General features: G+C 58.2%; 15 protein-coding genes and 1 pseudogene. 6 read left to right on the plus strand and 10 right to left on the minus strand.

The window, feature by feature from the left end:
* Nucleotides 1-225, plus strand: a pseudogene (locus tag BM416_RS30665) (IS481 family transposase); the annotation flags it as partial.
* 104 nt (nt 226-329) lie between these two features.
* Here the strand turns inward: BM416_RS30665 and dusA are convergent.
* Nucleotides 330-1,325 carry a tRNA dihydrouridine(20/20a) synthase DusA gene (gene dusA / locus BM416_RS26235; RefSeq protein WP_092489940.1) on the minus strand — a complete coding sequence of 332 codons (996 nt, stop codon included), beginning with the start codon at nt 1,323-1,325 and terminating at the stop codon, nt 330-332.
* 509 nt (nt 1,326-1,834) lie between these two features.
* Nucleotides 1,835-2,497 carry a Wzz/FepE/Etk N-terminal domain-containing protein gene (locus BM416_RS26240; protein ID WP_092489941.1) on the minus strand — a complete coding sequence of 221 codons (663 nt, stop codon included), beginning with the start codon at nt 2,495-2,497 and terminating at the stop codon, nt 1,835-1,837.
* A 691-nt stretch (nt 2,498-3,188) separates the two neighbouring features.
* Here BM416_RS26240 and BM416_RS26250 point away from each other — a divergent pair.
* Nucleotides 3,189-3,410, plus strand: a complete 222-nt coding sequence (locus BM416_RS26250; RefSeq protein ID WP_092489942.1) for a hypothetical protein — start codon at nt 3,189-3,191, stop codon at nt 3,408-3,410.
* 52 nt (nt 3,411-3,462) lie between these two features.
* On the opposite strand, the gene BM416_RS26255 is transcribed toward BM416_RS26250, so the two are convergent.
* Together BM416_RS26255 and BM416_RS26260 are read right to left on the minus strand one after the other, a co-directional pair.
* Nucleotides 3,463-4,302 carry a lipopolysaccharide kinase InaA family protein gene (locus BM416_RS26255; protein ID WP_092489943.1) on the minus strand — a complete coding sequence of 280 codons (840 nt, stop codon included), beginning with the start codon at nt 4,300-4,302 and terminating at the stop codon, nt 3,463-3,465.
* A gap of 154 nt (nt 4,303-4,456) precedes the next feature.
* Nucleotides 4,457-5,644: an MFS transporter gene (locus BM416_RS26260; protein ID WP_092489944.1), complete on the minus strand. Its 1,188-nt coding sequence runs from the start codon at nt 5,642-5,644 to the stop codon at nt 4,457-4,459.
* Nucleotides 5,645-6,123: 479 nt separating this feature from the next.
* On the opposite strand from BM416_RS26260, the gene mqo reads away from it, so the two are divergent.
* Nucleotides 6,124-7,770 carry a malate dehydrogenase (quinone) gene (gene mqo, locus BM416_RS26265; RefSeq protein ID WP_092489945.1) on the plus strand — a complete coding sequence of 549 codons (1,647 nt, stop codon included), beginning with the start codon at nt 6,124-6,126 and terminating at the stop codon, nt 7,768-7,770.
* A gap of 87 nt (nt 7,771-7,857) precedes the next feature.
* Here mqo and BM416_RS26270 read toward each other — a convergent pair whose 3' ends face one another.
* Nucleotides 7,858-8,571, minus strand: coding sequence for an NADPH-dependent F420 reductase (locus BM416_RS26270; RefSeq protein WP_256577592.1), 714 nt, complete (start codon nt 8,569-8,571; stop codon nt 7,858-7,860).
* Nucleotides 8,572-8,621: 50 nt separating this feature from the next.
* Here BM416_RS26270 and BM416_RS26275 point away from each other — a divergent pair, with 50 nt between their 5' ends.
* A complete protein-coding gene (locus BM416_RS26275) occupies nt 8,622-9,518 on the plus strand; it encodes a LysR family transcriptional regulator (protein ID WP_092489947.1) in 897 nt (298 codons plus the stop codon).
* Nucleotides 9,519-9,649: 131 nt separating this feature from the next.
* Nucleotides 9,650-9,979: a YXWGXW repeat-containing protein gene (locus BM416_RS26280; protein WP_043293388.1), complete on the plus strand. Its 330-nt coding sequence runs from the start codon at nt 9,650-9,652 to the stop codon at nt 9,977-9,979.
* A 7-nt stretch (nt 9,980-9,986) separates the two neighbouring features.
* Here BM416_RS26280 and BM416_RS26285 read toward each other — a convergent pair whose 3' ends face one another.
* The 5 genes from BM416_RS26285 to BM416_RS26305 all read right to left on the minus strand — a co-directional run bounded on the left by BM416_RS26285 (nt 9,987) and on the right by BM416_RS26305 (nt 13,631).
* Entirely contained in the window at nt 9,987-10,358 is a 372-nt protein-coding gene (locus BM416_RS26285) for a hypothetical protein (RefSeq protein WP_092489948.1), read from the minus strand.
* Between the two features lie 69 nt (nt 10,359-10,427).
* The gene (locus tag BM416_RS26290; protein ID WP_092489949.1) at nt 10,428-10,823 is read right to left on the minus strand and encodes a PIN domain-containing protein; all 396 of its coding nucleotides are present in this window, start codon (nt 10,821-10,823) and stop codon (nt 10,428-10,430) included.
* A complete protein-coding gene (locus BM416_RS26295; protein ID WP_082340966.1) occupies nt 10,820-11,077 on the minus strand; it encodes an AbrB/MazE/SpoVT family DNA-binding domain-containing protein in 258 nt (85 codons plus the stop codon). The genes BM416_RS26290 and BM416_RS26295 overlap by 4 nt, the downstream gene beginning before the upstream one ends.
* 207 nt (nt 11,078-11,284) lie before the next feature.
* Complete coding sequence (gene ppnN / locus BM416_RS26300) at nt 11,285-12,658, minus strand: nucleotide 5'-monophosphate nucleosidase PpnN (protein WP_027604203.1); 1,374 nt, start codon at nt 12,656-12,658, stop codon at nt 11,285-11,287.
* Nucleotides 12,659-12,806: 148 nt separating this feature from the next.
* Nucleotides 12,807-13,631 carry an aspartyl/asparaginyl beta-hydroxylase domain-containing protein gene (locus tag BM416_RS26305; RefSeq protein WP_092489950.1) on the minus strand — a complete coding sequence of 275 codons (825 nt, stop codon included), beginning with the start codon at nt 13,629-13,631 and terminating at the stop codon, nt 12,807-12,809.
* Between the two features lie 309 nt (nt 13,632-13,940).
* Here BM416_RS26305 and fabV point away from each other — a divergent pair, with 309 nt between their 5' ends.
* Nucleotides 13,941-15,137 carry an enoyl-ACP reductase FabV gene (fabV, locus tag BM416_RS26310; protein ID WP_065928135.1) on the plus strand — a complete coding sequence of 399 codons (1,197 nt, stop codon included), beginning with the start codon at nt 13,941-13,943 and terminating at the stop codon, nt 15,135-15,137.
* Nucleotides 15,138-15,256 lie beyond the last annotated feature (119 nt).

Here is a 15,256-nt window from a genome sequence, read left to right on the forward strand (position 1 = left end):
TGCTTGCCCGATGTGGAATATCCGGCAGAAATGAAAGTTCGAAGCGTCAGGCAGGACGGATCGATCAAGTGGAACGGCAAGTTGGTATTTATCAGCGAGGCGCTGTCCGGGGAAAGGATAGGGCTCAAAGAAGCTGAAGATGATGCTTGGGATTTGTACCTGTGTGATTATCCCTTGGGGAGGCTTGGACGAGGTATGACCCGCGTCCAGGCCTCAAATGTGTAAACGATGTCCCCGGTTTCAGATGTAAACGATGTCTACGGTTCTACACCCCGATGGCAGTGTGTCGGCTCATCCAATAACCAACTGACCCCCTGCAAGCTATCCAATCAACGCCCTTCCAACAAAGCCCCAGCCTGATCCAGCAATGCCAATGGATCCGCAGCCTTATGAATATCCACCGACAACAACTGCCTGAATCTGCGTGCCCCAGGGAAACCGGTGCCCAACCCCAACACATGCCGCGTAATGTGATGCATCGTCCCGCCGTTCGCCAAATGCTCAGCAATATAAGGCCGCAACTGCGCCAACGCCTCCGCCCGACTGATCACAGGCTGCGCGCTACCAAACAACTGCTGATCCACCTCCGCCAGCAGATACGGATTGTGATAAGCCTCACGGCCCAGCATCACCCCGTCAAACGTCTGTAAATGCTCATGGCATTGCTCCAGCGTCTTGATCCCGCCGTTGAGAATAATCTCCAGCTCCGGGAAATCCTGCTTCAACTGCGCCGCCACGTCATACCGCAACGGCGGAATGTCGCGGTTTTCCTTCGGCGACAAGCCCTCAAGAATCGCAATCCGCGCATGCACGGTGAAACTGGTGCAGCCGGCGTCCTTCAACGTCCCGACGAAATCACACAACTGGGCATAACTGTCCCTGCCGTTGATGCCGATACGGTGCTTCACCGTCACCGGAATCGACACCGCATCACGCATCGCCTTCACGCAATCGGCCACCAGGGCCGGGTGAGCCATCAGGATCGCGCCGATCATGTTGTTCTGGACGCGGTCGCTGGGGCAGCCGACGTTCAGGTTCACTTCGTCGTAACCGGCAGCCTCGGCCATACGGGCGCAGGCGGCCAGGTCTGCGGGGACACTGCCGCCGAGCTGGAGCGCGAGCGGGTGCTCGGCTTCGTTATGACGCAGGAAGCGGTCATGGTCGCCGTGGAGGATTGCGCCGGTGGTGACCATCTCGGTGTAGAGCAGGGCGCGTTTGGAGAGCAGGCGCAGGAAGAACCGGCAGTGGCGGTCGGTCCAATCCATCATCGGGGCGACGGAGAAGCGGCGGGAGAGGAGGGGCGGTGAAGCGCTGATCAGGGACATTGGGCAATCTGAGTGGGCGAGGCAGAGGCCGGGAGTTTATCAGGAATCCAGGGGAAGGCTTCGCACTCCGCCTCTCCATCTTTCGCGTGTTCGGTTTCAATCACTCTCTGCTCATTATCTTCTTCGATCACGGACCGGAAAATCTTGCACCGATAAAAAATCCGAATTGGAACGCCTGTACCTCGGTCAGGTGACGGTCGTGGTAAGGAAGCAGTTTTCAAGGGCGATGGTCTTGGCATGGGTTGGCTGCGGCAGGTCGACCATGACGTTGTCGACCCGGAAGCCCTTGTGCATTTTTCGATCTTCGAGTTCGTGTTGTTTCTCCCTCACCGATTGAAAAAAATCGCCGCAAAAAAATTTTTATCGTGCCATAATGGCTATGGGCCACTACATTTTTATAAGTACTATTAATGAAAGCGACATTTTCCGCGAAGTTGTTTGTTGTTTTTATTGCTTCATTATTGATCGGCGTCGTTTGTTTATTGATCGACGCATTCCTCTAGAGCGTTCTAAGAACGCTTCGGCTGCTTGTATTGTCGCGTGAGAAGTCGGCCCAATACAAAAAAACTACCCAGAATAAAACCCAGGAAAGCGCCCAGTGCGAGGAGTTTTTTTGAGTTTTTATCGTTAACGGTTTTGACTTCGTCGAGAACGTTGAACGCGCGTACGTTTTTTCCAGAAGCCAGCGCTGGTAAGTTAAGTGCCATGGCTTCGTTGTTGGCAGTATCCAGAGCGGATTTCAGTTGCGTTCTTGCCGACTCTTCAGTCGTGGCCGTTGTCGATGCGACGTACAGGAAGGATTCGTTTTTGCCTGTCTTGGGCGGCACTTCCTTCAGTGTAATGGCTTGAGCCGCCATGACGCCCATGGCGGTATAGAACACGTCGTTTTGTATTGAGCTGTACAGGTCGGTTTCCAGCGAGTGCGGGATCGCAGTAGGGGCGGGTTCTTTTTCTTTAACTTCTTTATATAAGCTGTAGAGCGAGGCTTTGGTAAGGTATGTGCTAGCAGTCCATTGCGCGGGGGCGGTTGCATAGATTGCATATGAAGCGATAGCGCCTGCTACCGTTGTGGCTATAAGGATTTTCTTACTTGTCCATAAGGCTTGGATAAGTGGAATCAAATCTATTTCATCATCAGTACGACGGCTATTCGAATTCGTTGAAGTGCTCACAAAAAATTCCTTTACTTTGCATTTCCGAATTGTAGAGAAAAAAACACAATACGGCATGTAATATTATCAGTCGATTTAGATGAGAATATTTCCCGTTTGTGAGGCTTGGACTCGTTCTTTGGCACCACCTGAACCGTAGCTTTCATGCATTGAAGTTTCATCATGCCCTTTGTCTTGCGGCATAGGATCGCCTGCACGATAAAATCGTTCACGCTTCAGTCCTCGGTGACTTGAATACTGCGCGCCCCCCCCCATGAATCCATCCTCATTGCACCTGTTGCGTTACCTGGCGCCTGCTCAGGCGTGAGCACCAGCACCTGCTTTTCCGCGGGTTGCCAGGCGTTGGATGGTCGTCATGGGCCCGGCAGTGGGGCCAAGATGAACGCGGGAGGCAGTGAGATCGGTAGCAGCTTAACCACTACAGTTCGGGATTGCTGCGTGATTAGATCGAAAGGGGCGGGGCAGGTGGTTGTCCGCCACGCCGGTTAATGCCCGCCAATTACCGAGGAGCAAGTCGCGCCTGCCGCCAGCCAGCATGGTCACATGCCTGATAATCCCCCCGTCTTGCCCCAGGCCGGCAACCTGAACCGACGCTGTCCCCCAGCAAAGTTTCATAATTCCTTCCGCCGTTGAGGTCTACGATCTTTCTCAAGAGAAGCCCCCACGGTCCAGTCCACAGGGAACTGAAAAAATGATTCCGAACCTCGTCAAAATCGTGATGATTACCGGCACGTTGCTGTTGGGCGCTTGTTCTTCGGGTGCGCCGGGCATGAGTGGCGACCCTTGCTTTTCAGGCGGATGCCAGGCGTTTGGTGACCACAGCTCCAGCAAGGCTGCCAAAGCTAATTTTGGCGGCAGTGGCCTGGGGAGTAGTTATGGGGAATATGGGACGGGGTTGTTGCATGATGATTGATGGCGCATATGGCCCGGCGGGGGCAAGCGCCCTTGTCGCCGGGGGAGGTGAGTCAGCCTGTTATCACAACCCCATTATGGAAAATCTCGCGCCTGGCGCGGCGGCTGATGTTTTCATGTTTGCTCGAGGTGTAGATTTCGTCAAAACGACGGCGATCAATGCCGTCGTAATTGCCAAGTTCTTGCAGCACCCTCCGGTCGTAATCCTCTTCGATCATGAACCGGAAAATTTCCCGCCGATAATAGAACCCGAATTGAAACGCCAGTACCTCGGTCAAGTAGTCCGTTGGCGTGAGAAAGCAGTTTTCCAGGTCGATGGCCTTGGCGTGCGTCGGCTGCTCCAGGTTGATCATCACATTGTTTGCCCAGAAGTCCATATGCACCACGCCTTTGCTGTGCAGGCAGTGCAACAGTTTGAACGACGCGGTGATCAGGCTCTGGATGTCACGCTCCTGCTTGAGCCATTCCAGGCCATTGAGGTGGCCCTCCAGCATCTCGGTAAAGATGAAGAATTCCTGGATCAGGCCAAGCGCTGACTTTCGATAACCGAACCCATACAAGCCAGCAACCGGCGCACCGCGTTTCTGGGCGCCGAGGGTGTTGATGACTTCTTCGACCGGCCAGTCAAACGCACCGTCCCGCTTGGCGCGCCCGAAGGTCACGCGCAATTTGGGCCGGAGGCTGTCCAGCGGCTGGGATTTAGCGAACAGGTTGGCTTCCATCCCTTTGAGCGGTGCGCTGATGCGATCTGTCAGTTGGTGGCGCGTATCGATCAGGTCCTGAATCGCCTGCTGCGTTTTGTGGTCGGTGGTGTCGGTGGTGAAGATCGTCGCATTGCGATGAGTGAGGGTCGTCGGAAAACTTTGCAATACACCTGTGTCAGGAAAGCTCAAAACACGTCCTTGTCATTGGGAATAAATATGACGGATATGTTACAGCTTGTGCTTATTGGATCCAACCTGAACTTTACCTGAATGGAAACGAAATAGTTTCATTGCGCCGATTTTTCGCTATTCATGGAAATTGTAATGTGCTAGGTGGTTGAGCTTAATGCCCTCCCTGCATCCGCCGTGCTATCAGGTAAATGCCCAGCCCGACCAGTGCCGTCGTCGCGCCGATGTAGCCGGTGCTGGTCCAGCCAAACCCAGCCGTAATGGCCATCCCGCCAAACCATGGTCCCAGCGCATTGGCCAAGTTGAACGCCGCATGGTTGGACGCTGCCGCCAGGCTCGGTGCTTCGTGGGCGATGTCCATCAGGCGGATCTGCAGCGGTGCGGCCAACGAGACCATGGTGCCGACCAGGCCCATGCTCAGCAGCACGCCCCATAGCGAGGACGCCGCGAAGGGGAAGAACAGCAACACGGCGATCGACCACACCAGAATCCAACCCACCGCGCGAAACTGCAGGCGATCAAACAGCTTGCCGCCGGCGATGTTGCCGATAATCCCGCCCACGCCGAATGCTGCCAGCCCAAATGGAATCCACTGCGGGGATACCTTGGTCACTTCCAGCATGGTCGGTGCCAGGTAGCTGAACACGCAGAACATCCCGGCAAAGCCGATGGCGCCAATGGACAGCGCCATCCACACCTGGGGTTTGGTAAAGGCGCGCAGTTCCTTGCGTGGGTCGCTGCGTTGTTCGTCATGGCGATGGGGTACGAATTGCCAGACCAGGGCGATGGTGCACAGGGCAATCACGCTCACCAGCGCGAACGCCGAGCGCCAGCCCAGGTGCTGGCCGAGGAAGGTGGCGATGGGGTTGCCCAGCAGCATGGCCAGGGTCAGGCCCATCATTACCCGCGCCACGGCGCCGGCGCGTTTGTCGTTGGGCACCATGCTCGAGGCGACCACGGCGGCAATCCCGAAGTAGGCGCCGTGGGGCAGGCCGCTGATAAAGCGGAACGCCACCAACGAGCCGAAGGTCGGGGTGAACGCAGTGGCGAGGTTGCCCAGGGCATACAGGCCCATCAGCAACAGCAACATATGTTTGCGCAGCAGCTTGGCGCCGAGGATGGCCAGCAGTGGGGCGCCGACCATCACGCCCAACGCATAGGCGCTGATGGCGTGGCCGACCTGGGGTTCGCTTAAACCCAGGTTCTGGGCGATGTCGGGCATCAGGCCCATGATGGCGAATTCGCCGGTACCGATCGCGAAGGCGCCCACGGCCATGGCCGCTTCCATTTTGGCGGCGCTGCGCGCGGGCAGTACGTGCCCGGGAGTTTGGTGGATAGACATGGATCGCTCTGTATTGAAGGGGTACGAGGGAAAACCGTCGATGCTACGCAAGCAGCGACGAAGGAGTCTAGAACCGCCTTTTGCCCGAGAGTTCCTGCCCTGTGACCTCAGGTCGCGCTTGCCACACTTGACACTCGCGCGTTAAAACCGGCGATTTAGAGTTGTCAATTGGCCAAACGACGCATAAACGCCGTGTGGCGTGATATTCTGCGCGCCGTCTTGGTCCGGTCTTTCCCGGTACGTACACCCGTATACGTCCCGGCGTTTGGCTGTCGCCCAGGTAGCTGAAGCCAATAATGATAAGAAGTCAGCGCAGAAGGGACATAAAAGTGAGGTCGATACGTCGGCCTTGTGTGCCCACCCTGCGGTCCCCGAGTGAATGTGCAAACCCCGCGGTGCGTTGCCTGGCGCAGCGTGATTGAGGGTTGCCCATGATCAGGGGCGGTGGGGCGGATGGCGTTTTATCATAGGTGCTACTGATGTTTAAAAAAGTAAACACTGCCCTGCTGGGGCTGGCTTTGTCGATGGGGATCACGTCCGTTCACGCGGAAGAGACAAAGAAAGTCGATGTGCTGCTGATCGGCGGCGGCATCATGAGTGCAACCCTGGGTGTCTGGCTCAATGAGCTGGAGCCGGGCTGGTCGATGGAAATGGTCGAGCGCCTCGATGGCGTCGCCGAAGAAAGCTCCAACGGCTGGAACAACGCCGGTACCGGCCACTCGGCCCTGGCTGAGCTGAACTACACCCCGGAAGACAAGAACGGCAACGTTGAGATCCCGAAAGCGGTCGAGATCAACGAAGCGTTCCAGATCTCCCGTCAGTTCTGGTCCTGGCAGGTCCAGCAGGGCGTGCTGAAGAACCCGCGTTCGTTCATCAACTCCACGCCGCACATGAGCTTTGTGTGGGGCGATGACAACATCAAGTTCCTCAAGAAGCGCTACGAAGCCCTGCAAGCGAGCCCGCTGTTCGCCGGCATGCAGTACTCCGAAGACCCGGCGCAGATCGCCAAGTGGGTTCCGCTGATGATGGAAGGGCGTGACCCGAACCAGAAAATCGCGGCCACCTGGAGCCCGCTGGGTACCGACATGAACTTCGGCGAGATCACCCGCCAGTTCGTCGCCCACCTGCAAACCACGCCTAAGTTCGACCTGAAACTGTCGAGCGAAGTGCAGGACATCACCAAGAACGCCGACGGTTCGTGGCGTGTCAGCTACAAAAACCTGAAAGACGGCACCAAGACTGAAACCGACGCCAAGTTCGTGTTCATCGGCGCGGGCGGCGGTGCACTGCACCTGCTGCAAAAGTCGGGCATTCCTGAAGCCAAGGAATACGCTGGCTTCCCGGTCGGCGGCTCGTTCCTGGTGACCGATAACCCAACCGTCGCCGAGCAGCACCTGGCCAAGGCCTACGGCAAGGCTTCGGTTGGCGCGCCACCGATGTCGGTTCCGCACCTGGACACCCGCGTGCTGGATGGCAAGCGCGTGATTCTGTTTGGCCCATTCGCCACCTTCTCGACCAAATTCCTGAAAGAAGGCTCGTACCTGGACCTGCTGACCAGCACCACCACCCACAACATCTGGCCAATGACCAAAGTCGGTATTCGTGAATACCCACTGGTCGAGTACCTCGCCGGCCAACTGATGCTGTCGGATGACGATCGCTTCAAGGCGCTGCAGGAGTACTTCCCGAACGCCAAGCAATCCGACTGGCGCCTGTGGCAGGCCGGCCAGCGCGTGCAGATCATCAAGCGTGACGAAGAGCAGGGCGGCGTCCTGAAACTCGGTACCGAAGTGGTCAGCTCTGCCGACAACACTATTGCAGGCCTGTTGGGTGCGTCGCCAGGCGCGTCCACCGCGGCTCCGATCATGCTGACCGTGCTGCAGAAAGTGTTCAAGGACAAGGTTGCGACCCCTGAGTGGCAGGCAAAACTGCACCAGATCGTGCCTAGCTATGGTACCAAGCTGAACGACAGTCCTGAGGCTGTTGCCAAGGAATGGGCCTACACCGCCAATATCCTGCAACTGCCTGCACCGCCTGCGATTCCGCAACAGGCTGCTGTCAAGGCGCCCGAGGCTGCCAAGCCTGCGGCTGAGCCGAGCAAGCCGGCGTCTGACCTGGCGCTGTAAGCCGCTGGGGAGGTCCTGGGTCAGGACCTTGCCGGTAACAAAAAGCCCGCTGAACCGGTAACGGTCAGCGGGTTTTTTTGTGCGTGTCTAACGGCGGGTGCGTTCGACAGGCGGCAGTTCAACCGTACGCTCGGCGGCGGCCAGCGCTGCCTTCAAGCCAGCCTGGTCCAGCGGGACGCAATAGGCAGGCTTGCCACGTTCCAGCCGCCAGCTGTCATCCAGGCTGCCGGCATCCACGGCGTCGAAACCCAATTCGTCGAGTAGCGTGATGACGCGTGCCTTCGCTGCGGCGTCATCCGCTGCTACCGGCAACGCCCGGCGGTCGGGGGCACCGTGAGGGCGGGCGTCCTGCGTCAGGTCGGGAGCGAAGATCGCGTTGAACACTTTGACTACATGTGAATGGGGCAAATGCTCGGCGAGCAACCGGCTGGTGGTGGTTTCGAAGCGATCCAGTACCGGGATATGGCCGTCGCGGTTCGGGTAGTAATTATTCGCGTCCATCACGATCTTGCCCTCCAGCCATTGCGCCGGGACGCTGCGGTAATGCTCCAGGGGGATCGCCACGAGCACCACATCGCCGAATTTGGCGGCGTCGTCGGCACTGCCCACCTGCACGCCGAGTATGCCGCTCACGACGCTGCTCATGGTGTGGGGGCCACGGGAGTTGCTCAACATCACTTCGTGCCCGGCCGCCAGCGCCAGTTGGGCCACGGCGCGCCCGATAAAGCCTGCTCCAATAACACCAATCTTCATGGTCTTGCTCCAATGAATGGGGGAGCGGTTATGATGATTGGCAACCAATTGACGATAAATCGTCGTTTTGGAGTGGATGTTGTTACTGGGAGTGGGGAATGATGGATCGCCTGTCGAGCATGAATGCCTTTGTGATAGCTGCTGAGTTGGGCTCGTACGCGCGGGCTGCAGAGCGCTTGGGCATGTCGTCGCAGATGGTGGCCAAACATGTCACCGCGCTGGAGCAGCGCCTGGGCGCTCGCTTGCTTAACCGCACCACACGAAGGCAAAGCCTGACGGAGCTGGGGAACGCGTACTACGAGCGTTGCAAACATATCCTGATAGAAGCCGAGGCTGCCGATTCACTGGCGCAGATCATGAACGACACGCCGCGTGGCAAGCTGAAAATCACCGCGCCCGTTACCTTCGGCTCCTACAGCCTGATGCCGTTGATTACCGGGTTCCTGCGCGACAACCCGGATGTGGAAATCGACCTGCACTTGACCGACCGTTTCGTGGACCTGGTGGAGGAGGGCTATGAAGCCGCTTTTCGTATCGGCCCCCTGGCGACCACCGGTCTGACAGCCAGGCCACTGGCACCTTACCGCCTTGTGGTCTGCGCATCGCCGGAGTACCTGGCGGCACGCGGTACCCCGCAGGCCCCGGTGGACCTTGAGCGTCATGAATGCCTCGGCTACGCCTTCTGGTCGCGGCCGGCGGATCGCGAGTGGGTGTTCTACCAGGGTTCGACGCCTTGCAAGGTGCAGGTTGCCAGTCGCTTGCAGATCAATGAAAGCAGGGCCTTGATGACCGCCGCGCTGGATGGTTTTGGCATCGTGCTCGGTCCGGAAGACTTCTTGCGCGGGGCATTGGCCAGGGGCGAATTGGTGAGAGTGCTGCCGGACTTTGAAGCGCCGAGCCGGCCGATGCACCTTGTCTACACGGCGAACCGCCAGCGTACGGCCAAGTTGAGACGCTTTGTCGAAGCGGTGTTGGGACGCTTCGGTCACCCTTGATGCGTGCTGCTTCAGCAATCCGACAGACACAACCTGTTAAAAAAGTACCCAGGCCTGAGCAGGAGCATGGCTGAAACACGGGGGCATTTTTACCGGTGCAGGTGTTGGGCGATAACGCCCGAGGGGGTTGTATGTTGTTACGTTACGCGGCATTAGCGGCAGTTGTGGTCGCGGCGTCCGGGTGTGTGCAGGAGCGCGTGGTGCATGAGCGCCGGCCTGTACAGCGTGAATATGTCGAGGTGGTTGCGCCACAACCGCCGCCGACCCAGGTCATCGAAGTCGAGCCTGCCGTACGTGAAGGTTACATATGGTCACGTGGTTACTGGCGCTGGGAAGGCGGGCGCTACGTTGCCGTACACGGCCATTGGGAGCCGGTGCGCGAAGGCTATCGTTATGTGCATCCACATTGGGTGCAGCGCAATGATGGCTACCACTGGCAGGTGGGTGGCTGGGTTCGTTGAACCCCGACTAGGAAGGCTTCTTTGTACCCAGGAGCCGTACTTCCCGCAGCAGCGCGGCACCGAGTTGATCGGTGCCCAGTTCCTTGTATCCCACGGCCTTGACCTCTCCGTTCTCTTCGGCCTGGATGATGATCACCGGTGTCTCTTTGCCGCTGGCTTCGTCGATGTGAAAAGCATATTGGGGAATATCCACCTTGATCGGCGTACCTGCGGCCTTGCCTTGCACATTGATCAGGAACGCTGCGCAGCCGGTGTCCACATCCACACTGGTGGCAGAACGCCCGCTGACGAAGCAGCTCTTTGGCAGGTCGGGCCAGATGATCTCGGCCAGTGCGAGGGGCGGCGTCAGGGCCAGGGCAGCAAGAAGAAACGTGCGCACGTGGGGCGTTCTCTCGTTCAGGGATTTGCGACTTTTACCAAAGCCTGCCCCTTGCCGCAATGTTGCCGCTCAGCCCAGACGCTTCATACCCGCTGCCTTGGCCGCACCGAGGTCAAAGGTAGCGGTGTATTCGCACCCGGCCGCGTGGGCGCAGCGCTCTATCAGGCAATCGGCAAAATCGGCGTTGTTGGCCATGAACCGTCGAAGCGCCTGCCAGATGACCTCGGCATGTTCGACGGTCAATTCACGGGTGCGCAGCAGTGTTTCCAGAACGACGACAATGTCATTTTTGGCGCATTGGTAGCAGCTCTGTAATACCCACACCAGCTCCACCACGGATACCAGACTGACAAACCCTGGCGAAAGCGTGGTGAGGGATTCAATCAATTCGCAGGCCTTGGGGGATTGAACGGGATCATCCTGGGTGACGTAGCGCACCAGTACATTGGTATCCAGCCCGATCATCCAGCCTTCGCTCCCTGTGCTGCGATGGCGCGGTTCATGTCGTCAATGGACACGGCCCGTGCAGGCTTCCGGATCAGCCCCTTGAGGTCATGGACAGTCTTGCTCGCTGCAATGATGGAAAACTTGCCATCTTCCGTTTCGACGAACTCGACGCGGTCGCCTGTTTCCAGGCCAAGTGCGGTCCTGACTTGGACGGGGATGGTGATTTGCCCTTTTGAGGTAAGTGTGGCGGTCGCCATGGTAAAGATCTCCAACATGATGCTCCTTACCTTAGGGTAAGGAGTGGTGGAGGACAATATCCGTTGGTCCATAGGTCGCTCTTCAGGTGGAGGATGAGTCGGAGTCATGAAAACCTAGTCCGAACTCAGCCCTCCCGCACGCTTACCCATGGCGCAAAGAGATACAAACTATGACCGACCGCCAGTAAAGCCTGGCGGCTGTAAGCAAATTAACTGGCGAGCTCACTGCACTACGCGATAACACGGCACATACGCCGCGCCACCCGGCAACTTCATGCGATGCTGGGCAACGAACGCCTGCAACAGCTCATCCAGTGGCTTCATGATGGCCGGATCGCCGTGGATCTCGTACGGGCCATGTTCTTCGATCAGGCGAATGCCCTTGTCCTTCACGTTACCCGCCACGATCCCCGAAAACGCACGGCGCAGGTTGGCTGCCAGTTCATGGGGCGGCAGTGCGTGGCTCAGTTGCAGGCTGGCCATGTTTTCGTGGGTCGGGTCGAACGGGCGCTGGAAGCCTTCGTCGATCTTCAGCAGCCAGTTGAAGTGAAACGCGTCGTTGCGCTCACGGCGGAACTGCTTCACCGCCTTGAGGCCGGCAGTCATCTGGCGGGCCACCTCGGCCGGGTCGTCGATGATGATCTGGTAGTGCGCCTGCGCGGCTTCGCCGAGGGTGGCGCCGACGAAGGCGTGCAATTGTTGCAGGTACGGCGCGGCTTGTTTCGGCCCGGTGAGAATGACCGGGAAGGGCACGTCGCGGTTGTCCGGGTGCATCAGGATGCCCAGCAGGTACAGGAACTCTTCGGCCGTACCGGCGCCGCCGGGGAAGATGATGATGCCGTGGCCCACGCGCACGAAGGCTTCAAGGCGTTTTTCGATGTCCGGCAGGATCACCAGTTCGTTGACGATGGGGTTCGGCGCTTCGGCGGCGATGATGCCCGGCTCGGTCAGGCCCAGGTAGCGCCCGCCGGTAATGCGTTGCTTGGCGTGGGAAATGGTCGCGCCCTTCATCGGGCCTTTCATCACGCCCGGGCCGCAACCGGTGCACACGTCGAGGCTGCGCAGGCCGAGTTCGTGGCCGACTTTCTTGGTGTATTTGTACTCTTCGGTGTTGATCGAGTGCCCGCCCCAGCACACCACGATCTTCGGCTCTACACCCGGACGCAGGGTGCGAGCATTGCGCAGCAGGTGGAACACGTAGTCGGTGATGCCCTGGGAGTTGCTCAGGTCGATACGCTGGCTGTCCAGTTCGTTCTCGGTGTAGACGATGTCGCGCAGGGCGCTGAACAGCATTTCGCGGGTGCTGGCGATCATTTCGCCATCGACGAACGCATCGGCGGGGGCGTTCAACAGCTCCAGGCGCACGCCACGGTCCTGCTGGTGGATGCGCACTTCAAAATTTTTGTAGGCGTCGAGGATGGTCTTGGCGTTATCGATATGGGCGCCGGTGTTGAGGATCGCCAGGGCGCACTGGCGAAACAGGGTGTAGATGCTGCCGGTACCGGCTTCGCTCAGTTGCTGGACTTCACGTTGGGACAGGGTTTCGAGGCTGCCCTTGGGGCTGACGGAGGCATTGATGACTTGGCGTTGGGGCATTCTGATTCCTTGAAAAACGCAGCCACCGCACCTGTCGAGGTGCGATGACTTGAGAATGGTGGGCGCAGGTTAGGGCGCACGAGCCGGATATTTACCTCAGGCGCTGGGCCGAGCGCAAATACCGTCCAACACCATCATGCCGCAGAACTTACTCAATCAGCTTCCAGTTTTTGTAGAAAACCCGACGCAGGGTAAAGACCAACCCGGCAAATCCCGTGATTACGGCGTTAAGCACCGACGGCAGCGGCGTTGGCCGTACGATGTCGATAAACAGGCAGTAGCGCTTGGCGTCGTTCTTGTTGAAGGACGCATGCATCAGCGTGTCATCAAAGATAAACAGCGGGTCGTCATGCCAGTAGTGCTTGTGCTTGCCGACCTGGATGTACACGCCATCGTGATGGGGCGCCGGTGCCATGTTGTAGAGCACGCGGAACATCATGCGCAGGGGGCCGAAGTGAAAGGACGTAGAGCGGTTCTCGTTGAACACCGACACGCCGATGGTTTTCACGAACGGCAGTTTCTTGCGCAGTTCTGGAATATCCAGGGTGGTTTCGATCGGCCGCCCGTACCACTGGAAAAACAGCATGCCGCGTTTTTTCTCGGCCATGCGTTCATCCAGGTAGCCGATGATTTCATCCTTGTGGGCCATGGCGTCATCGAGCACCTGTTGCAGGTCTGTGCGCCAGGCGGGTGGCAGGTCGCGCATCGTATAAACGTGACGGTTACGCGAGCTCAACAGGTCGAAGAGGGTGTTGAACGGTGCCAGCAGCCAGGTATTGCGGCCACTGCCGATAAAGTATTTCTTGACGGTCGGCTTGTCATACAGGCCGTTACGCAGGAAGTCGTAAACGCCGCACACCAGTACCAGGCAGAGGAACACCAGCGTGGTTTCGGGGAACACATCGATAATCAGCAACACGCCGAGTACCCAGGCGACCGATACCGCTTTCTTACGCAAAGCAGACTTGTTCATGCAACTCAGCTCCAGAAGGACGCCATTCGACAGGTCCGGATCCGTGGCCGCGAGTGGTGGGGTTTTGAAACATAATGAAACATCTTCGTCATGATAAGGCGTCCAGCAGCGGATTGGCGTTTTAAATAGTGCAAAATTGTGAAGGCTCGACACAGTCTTTAACCCTGGTGGGCTCGTGTGGATTGGATTTTGTAAACAGAAGATTTGCGACTATCGTGACGCTTCGGTTTTTCGGACGTCATAGACCGGTACGATTGAAGTTGAATGGCCACCATTGGCCTTCGGCACCTTGGAAGAGGCAGAAATTTTATGATCATCAAACCGCGGGTTCGTGGCTTCATCTGTGTGACCGCTCACCCTGTTGGCTGTGAAGCGAACGTCAAGGAACAGATCGACTACGTAACTGAGCACGGCGCCATCAAAGACGGCCCGAAGAAGGTGCTGGTCCTTGGCGCTTCCACCGGCTACGGCCTGGCCGCGCGCATCAGTGCAGCGTTTGGCTGCGGCGCCGACACCCTGGGCGTGTTTTTTGAGAAAGAAGGCGAAGAAGGCAAGCTGAGCTCCGCCGGCTGGTACAACAGCGCTGCGTTCGAGAAGTTTGCCGTTGAAAAAGGCCTGTACGCCAAGAGCATCAATGGCGACGCGTTTTCCGACGAGATCAAGCGCCTGACCATCGAAACCATCAAGAAAGACCTGGGCAAGATCGACCTGGTCGTCTACAGCCTGGCCGCGCCACGCCGTACTGATCCAAAAACCGGTGAAGTCTACAACTCCACGCTCAAGCCAATCGGCAAGGCTGTGACCCTGCGCGGTATCAATACCGACAAAGGCGTTGTGGTCGATACCACCCTCGAGCCTGCAACCCAGGAAGAAATCGACGGCACCGTCAATGTCATGGGCGGTGCCGACTGGCAGCTGTGGATCGACGCCCTGCGTGATGCCGACGTACTGGCCGAAGGCGCCAAGACCACCGCGTTCACCTACCTCGGTGAGAAGCTGACCCAGGACATCTACTGGAACGGCTCCATCGGCGAAGCCAAGAAAGACCTGGACAAAAAAGTCCTGACCCTGCGCGACAACCTCGCTGCACTGAAGGGCGACGCCCGCGTATCGGTTCTCAAGGCGGTGGTCACCCAGGCCAGCTCCGCGATCCCGATCATGCCGCTGTACTTGTCGTTGCTGTTCAAAGTGATGAAAGAGCAGGGCACCCACGAAGGCTGCATCGAGCAGGTCTACGGCCTGTTCAAGGACAGCCTGTACGGCAGCGAACCGAAGCTTGACGCCGACGGCCGCCTGCGCGCCGACCTGGCCGAACTGGAACCGAAGGTCCAGGACGCCGTGGCGGCACTGTGGAACCAGGTCACCGACGAGAACGTCGACGAGATCAGTGATTTCGCCGGCTACAAGGCTGAGTTCCTGCGCTTGTTCGGCTTTGAAATCGATGGTGTGGACTACGAGGCTGACGTCAACCCGACCGTGAAGATCAAGGGTCTGGTCCAAGCCTAAACGCGGTTAAAAATGTGGGAGGAGGCTTGTCCCCTCCCATATTTGTTTTTTTGGTTTTTCAGATCCGTCTTACGCTCCGGCGCGCACCTCCCTCCTTGTAAATCTGCCAGACTCCCTCA

It is taken from the genome of Pseudomonas sp. NFACC42-2 (genome assembly GCF_900116055.1).
In the GTDB taxonomy this organism is placed as follows: domain Bacteria; phylum Pseudomonadota; class Gammaproteobacteria; order Pseudomonadales; family Pseudomonadaceae; genus Aquipseudomonas; species Aquipseudomonas marginalis.

Bases quoted from the DNA above. Each gene is read 5' to 3' on its own strand.
- dusA (WP_092489940.1), bottom strand. From the start codon at position 1,325: ATGTCCCTGATCAGCGCTTCACCGCCCCTCCTCTCCCGCCGCTTCTCC.
- BM416_RS26250 (WP_092489942.1), top strand. From the start codon at position 3,189: ATGATTCCGAACCTCGTCAAAATCGTGATGATTACCGGCACGTTGCTG.
- BM416_RS26260 (WP_092489944.1), bottom strand. From the start codon at position 5,644: ATGTCTATCCACCAAACTCCCGGGCACGTACTGCCCGCGCGCAGCGCC.
- mqo (WP_092489945.1), top strand. From the start codon at position 6,124: ATGTTTAAAAAAGTAAACACTGCCCTGCTGGGGCTGGCTTTGTCGATG.
- BM416_RS26275 (WP_092489947.1), top strand. From the start codon at position 8,622: ATGATGGATCGCCTGTCGAGCATGAATGCCTTTGTGATAGCTGCTGAG.
- BM416_RS26280 (WP_043293388.1), top strand. From the start codon at position 9,650: ATGTTGTTACGTTACGCGGCATTAGCGGCAGTTGTGGTCGCGGCGTCC.
- BM416_RS26290 (WP_092489949.1), bottom strand. From the start codon at position 10,823: ATGATCGGGCTGGATACCAATGTACTGGTGCGCTACGTCACCCAGGAT.
- ppnN (WP_027604203.1), bottom strand. From the start codon at position 12,658: ATGCCCCAACGCCAAGTCATCAATGCCTCCGTCAGCCCCAAGGGCAGC.
- BM416_RS26305 (WP_092489950.1), bottom strand. From the start codon at position 13,631: ATGAACAAGTCTGCTTTGCGTAAGAAAGCGGTATCGGTCGCCTGGGTA.
- fabV (WP_065928135.1), top strand. From the start codon at position 13,941: ATGATCATCAAACCGCGGGTTCGTGGCTTCATCTGTGTGACCGCTCAC.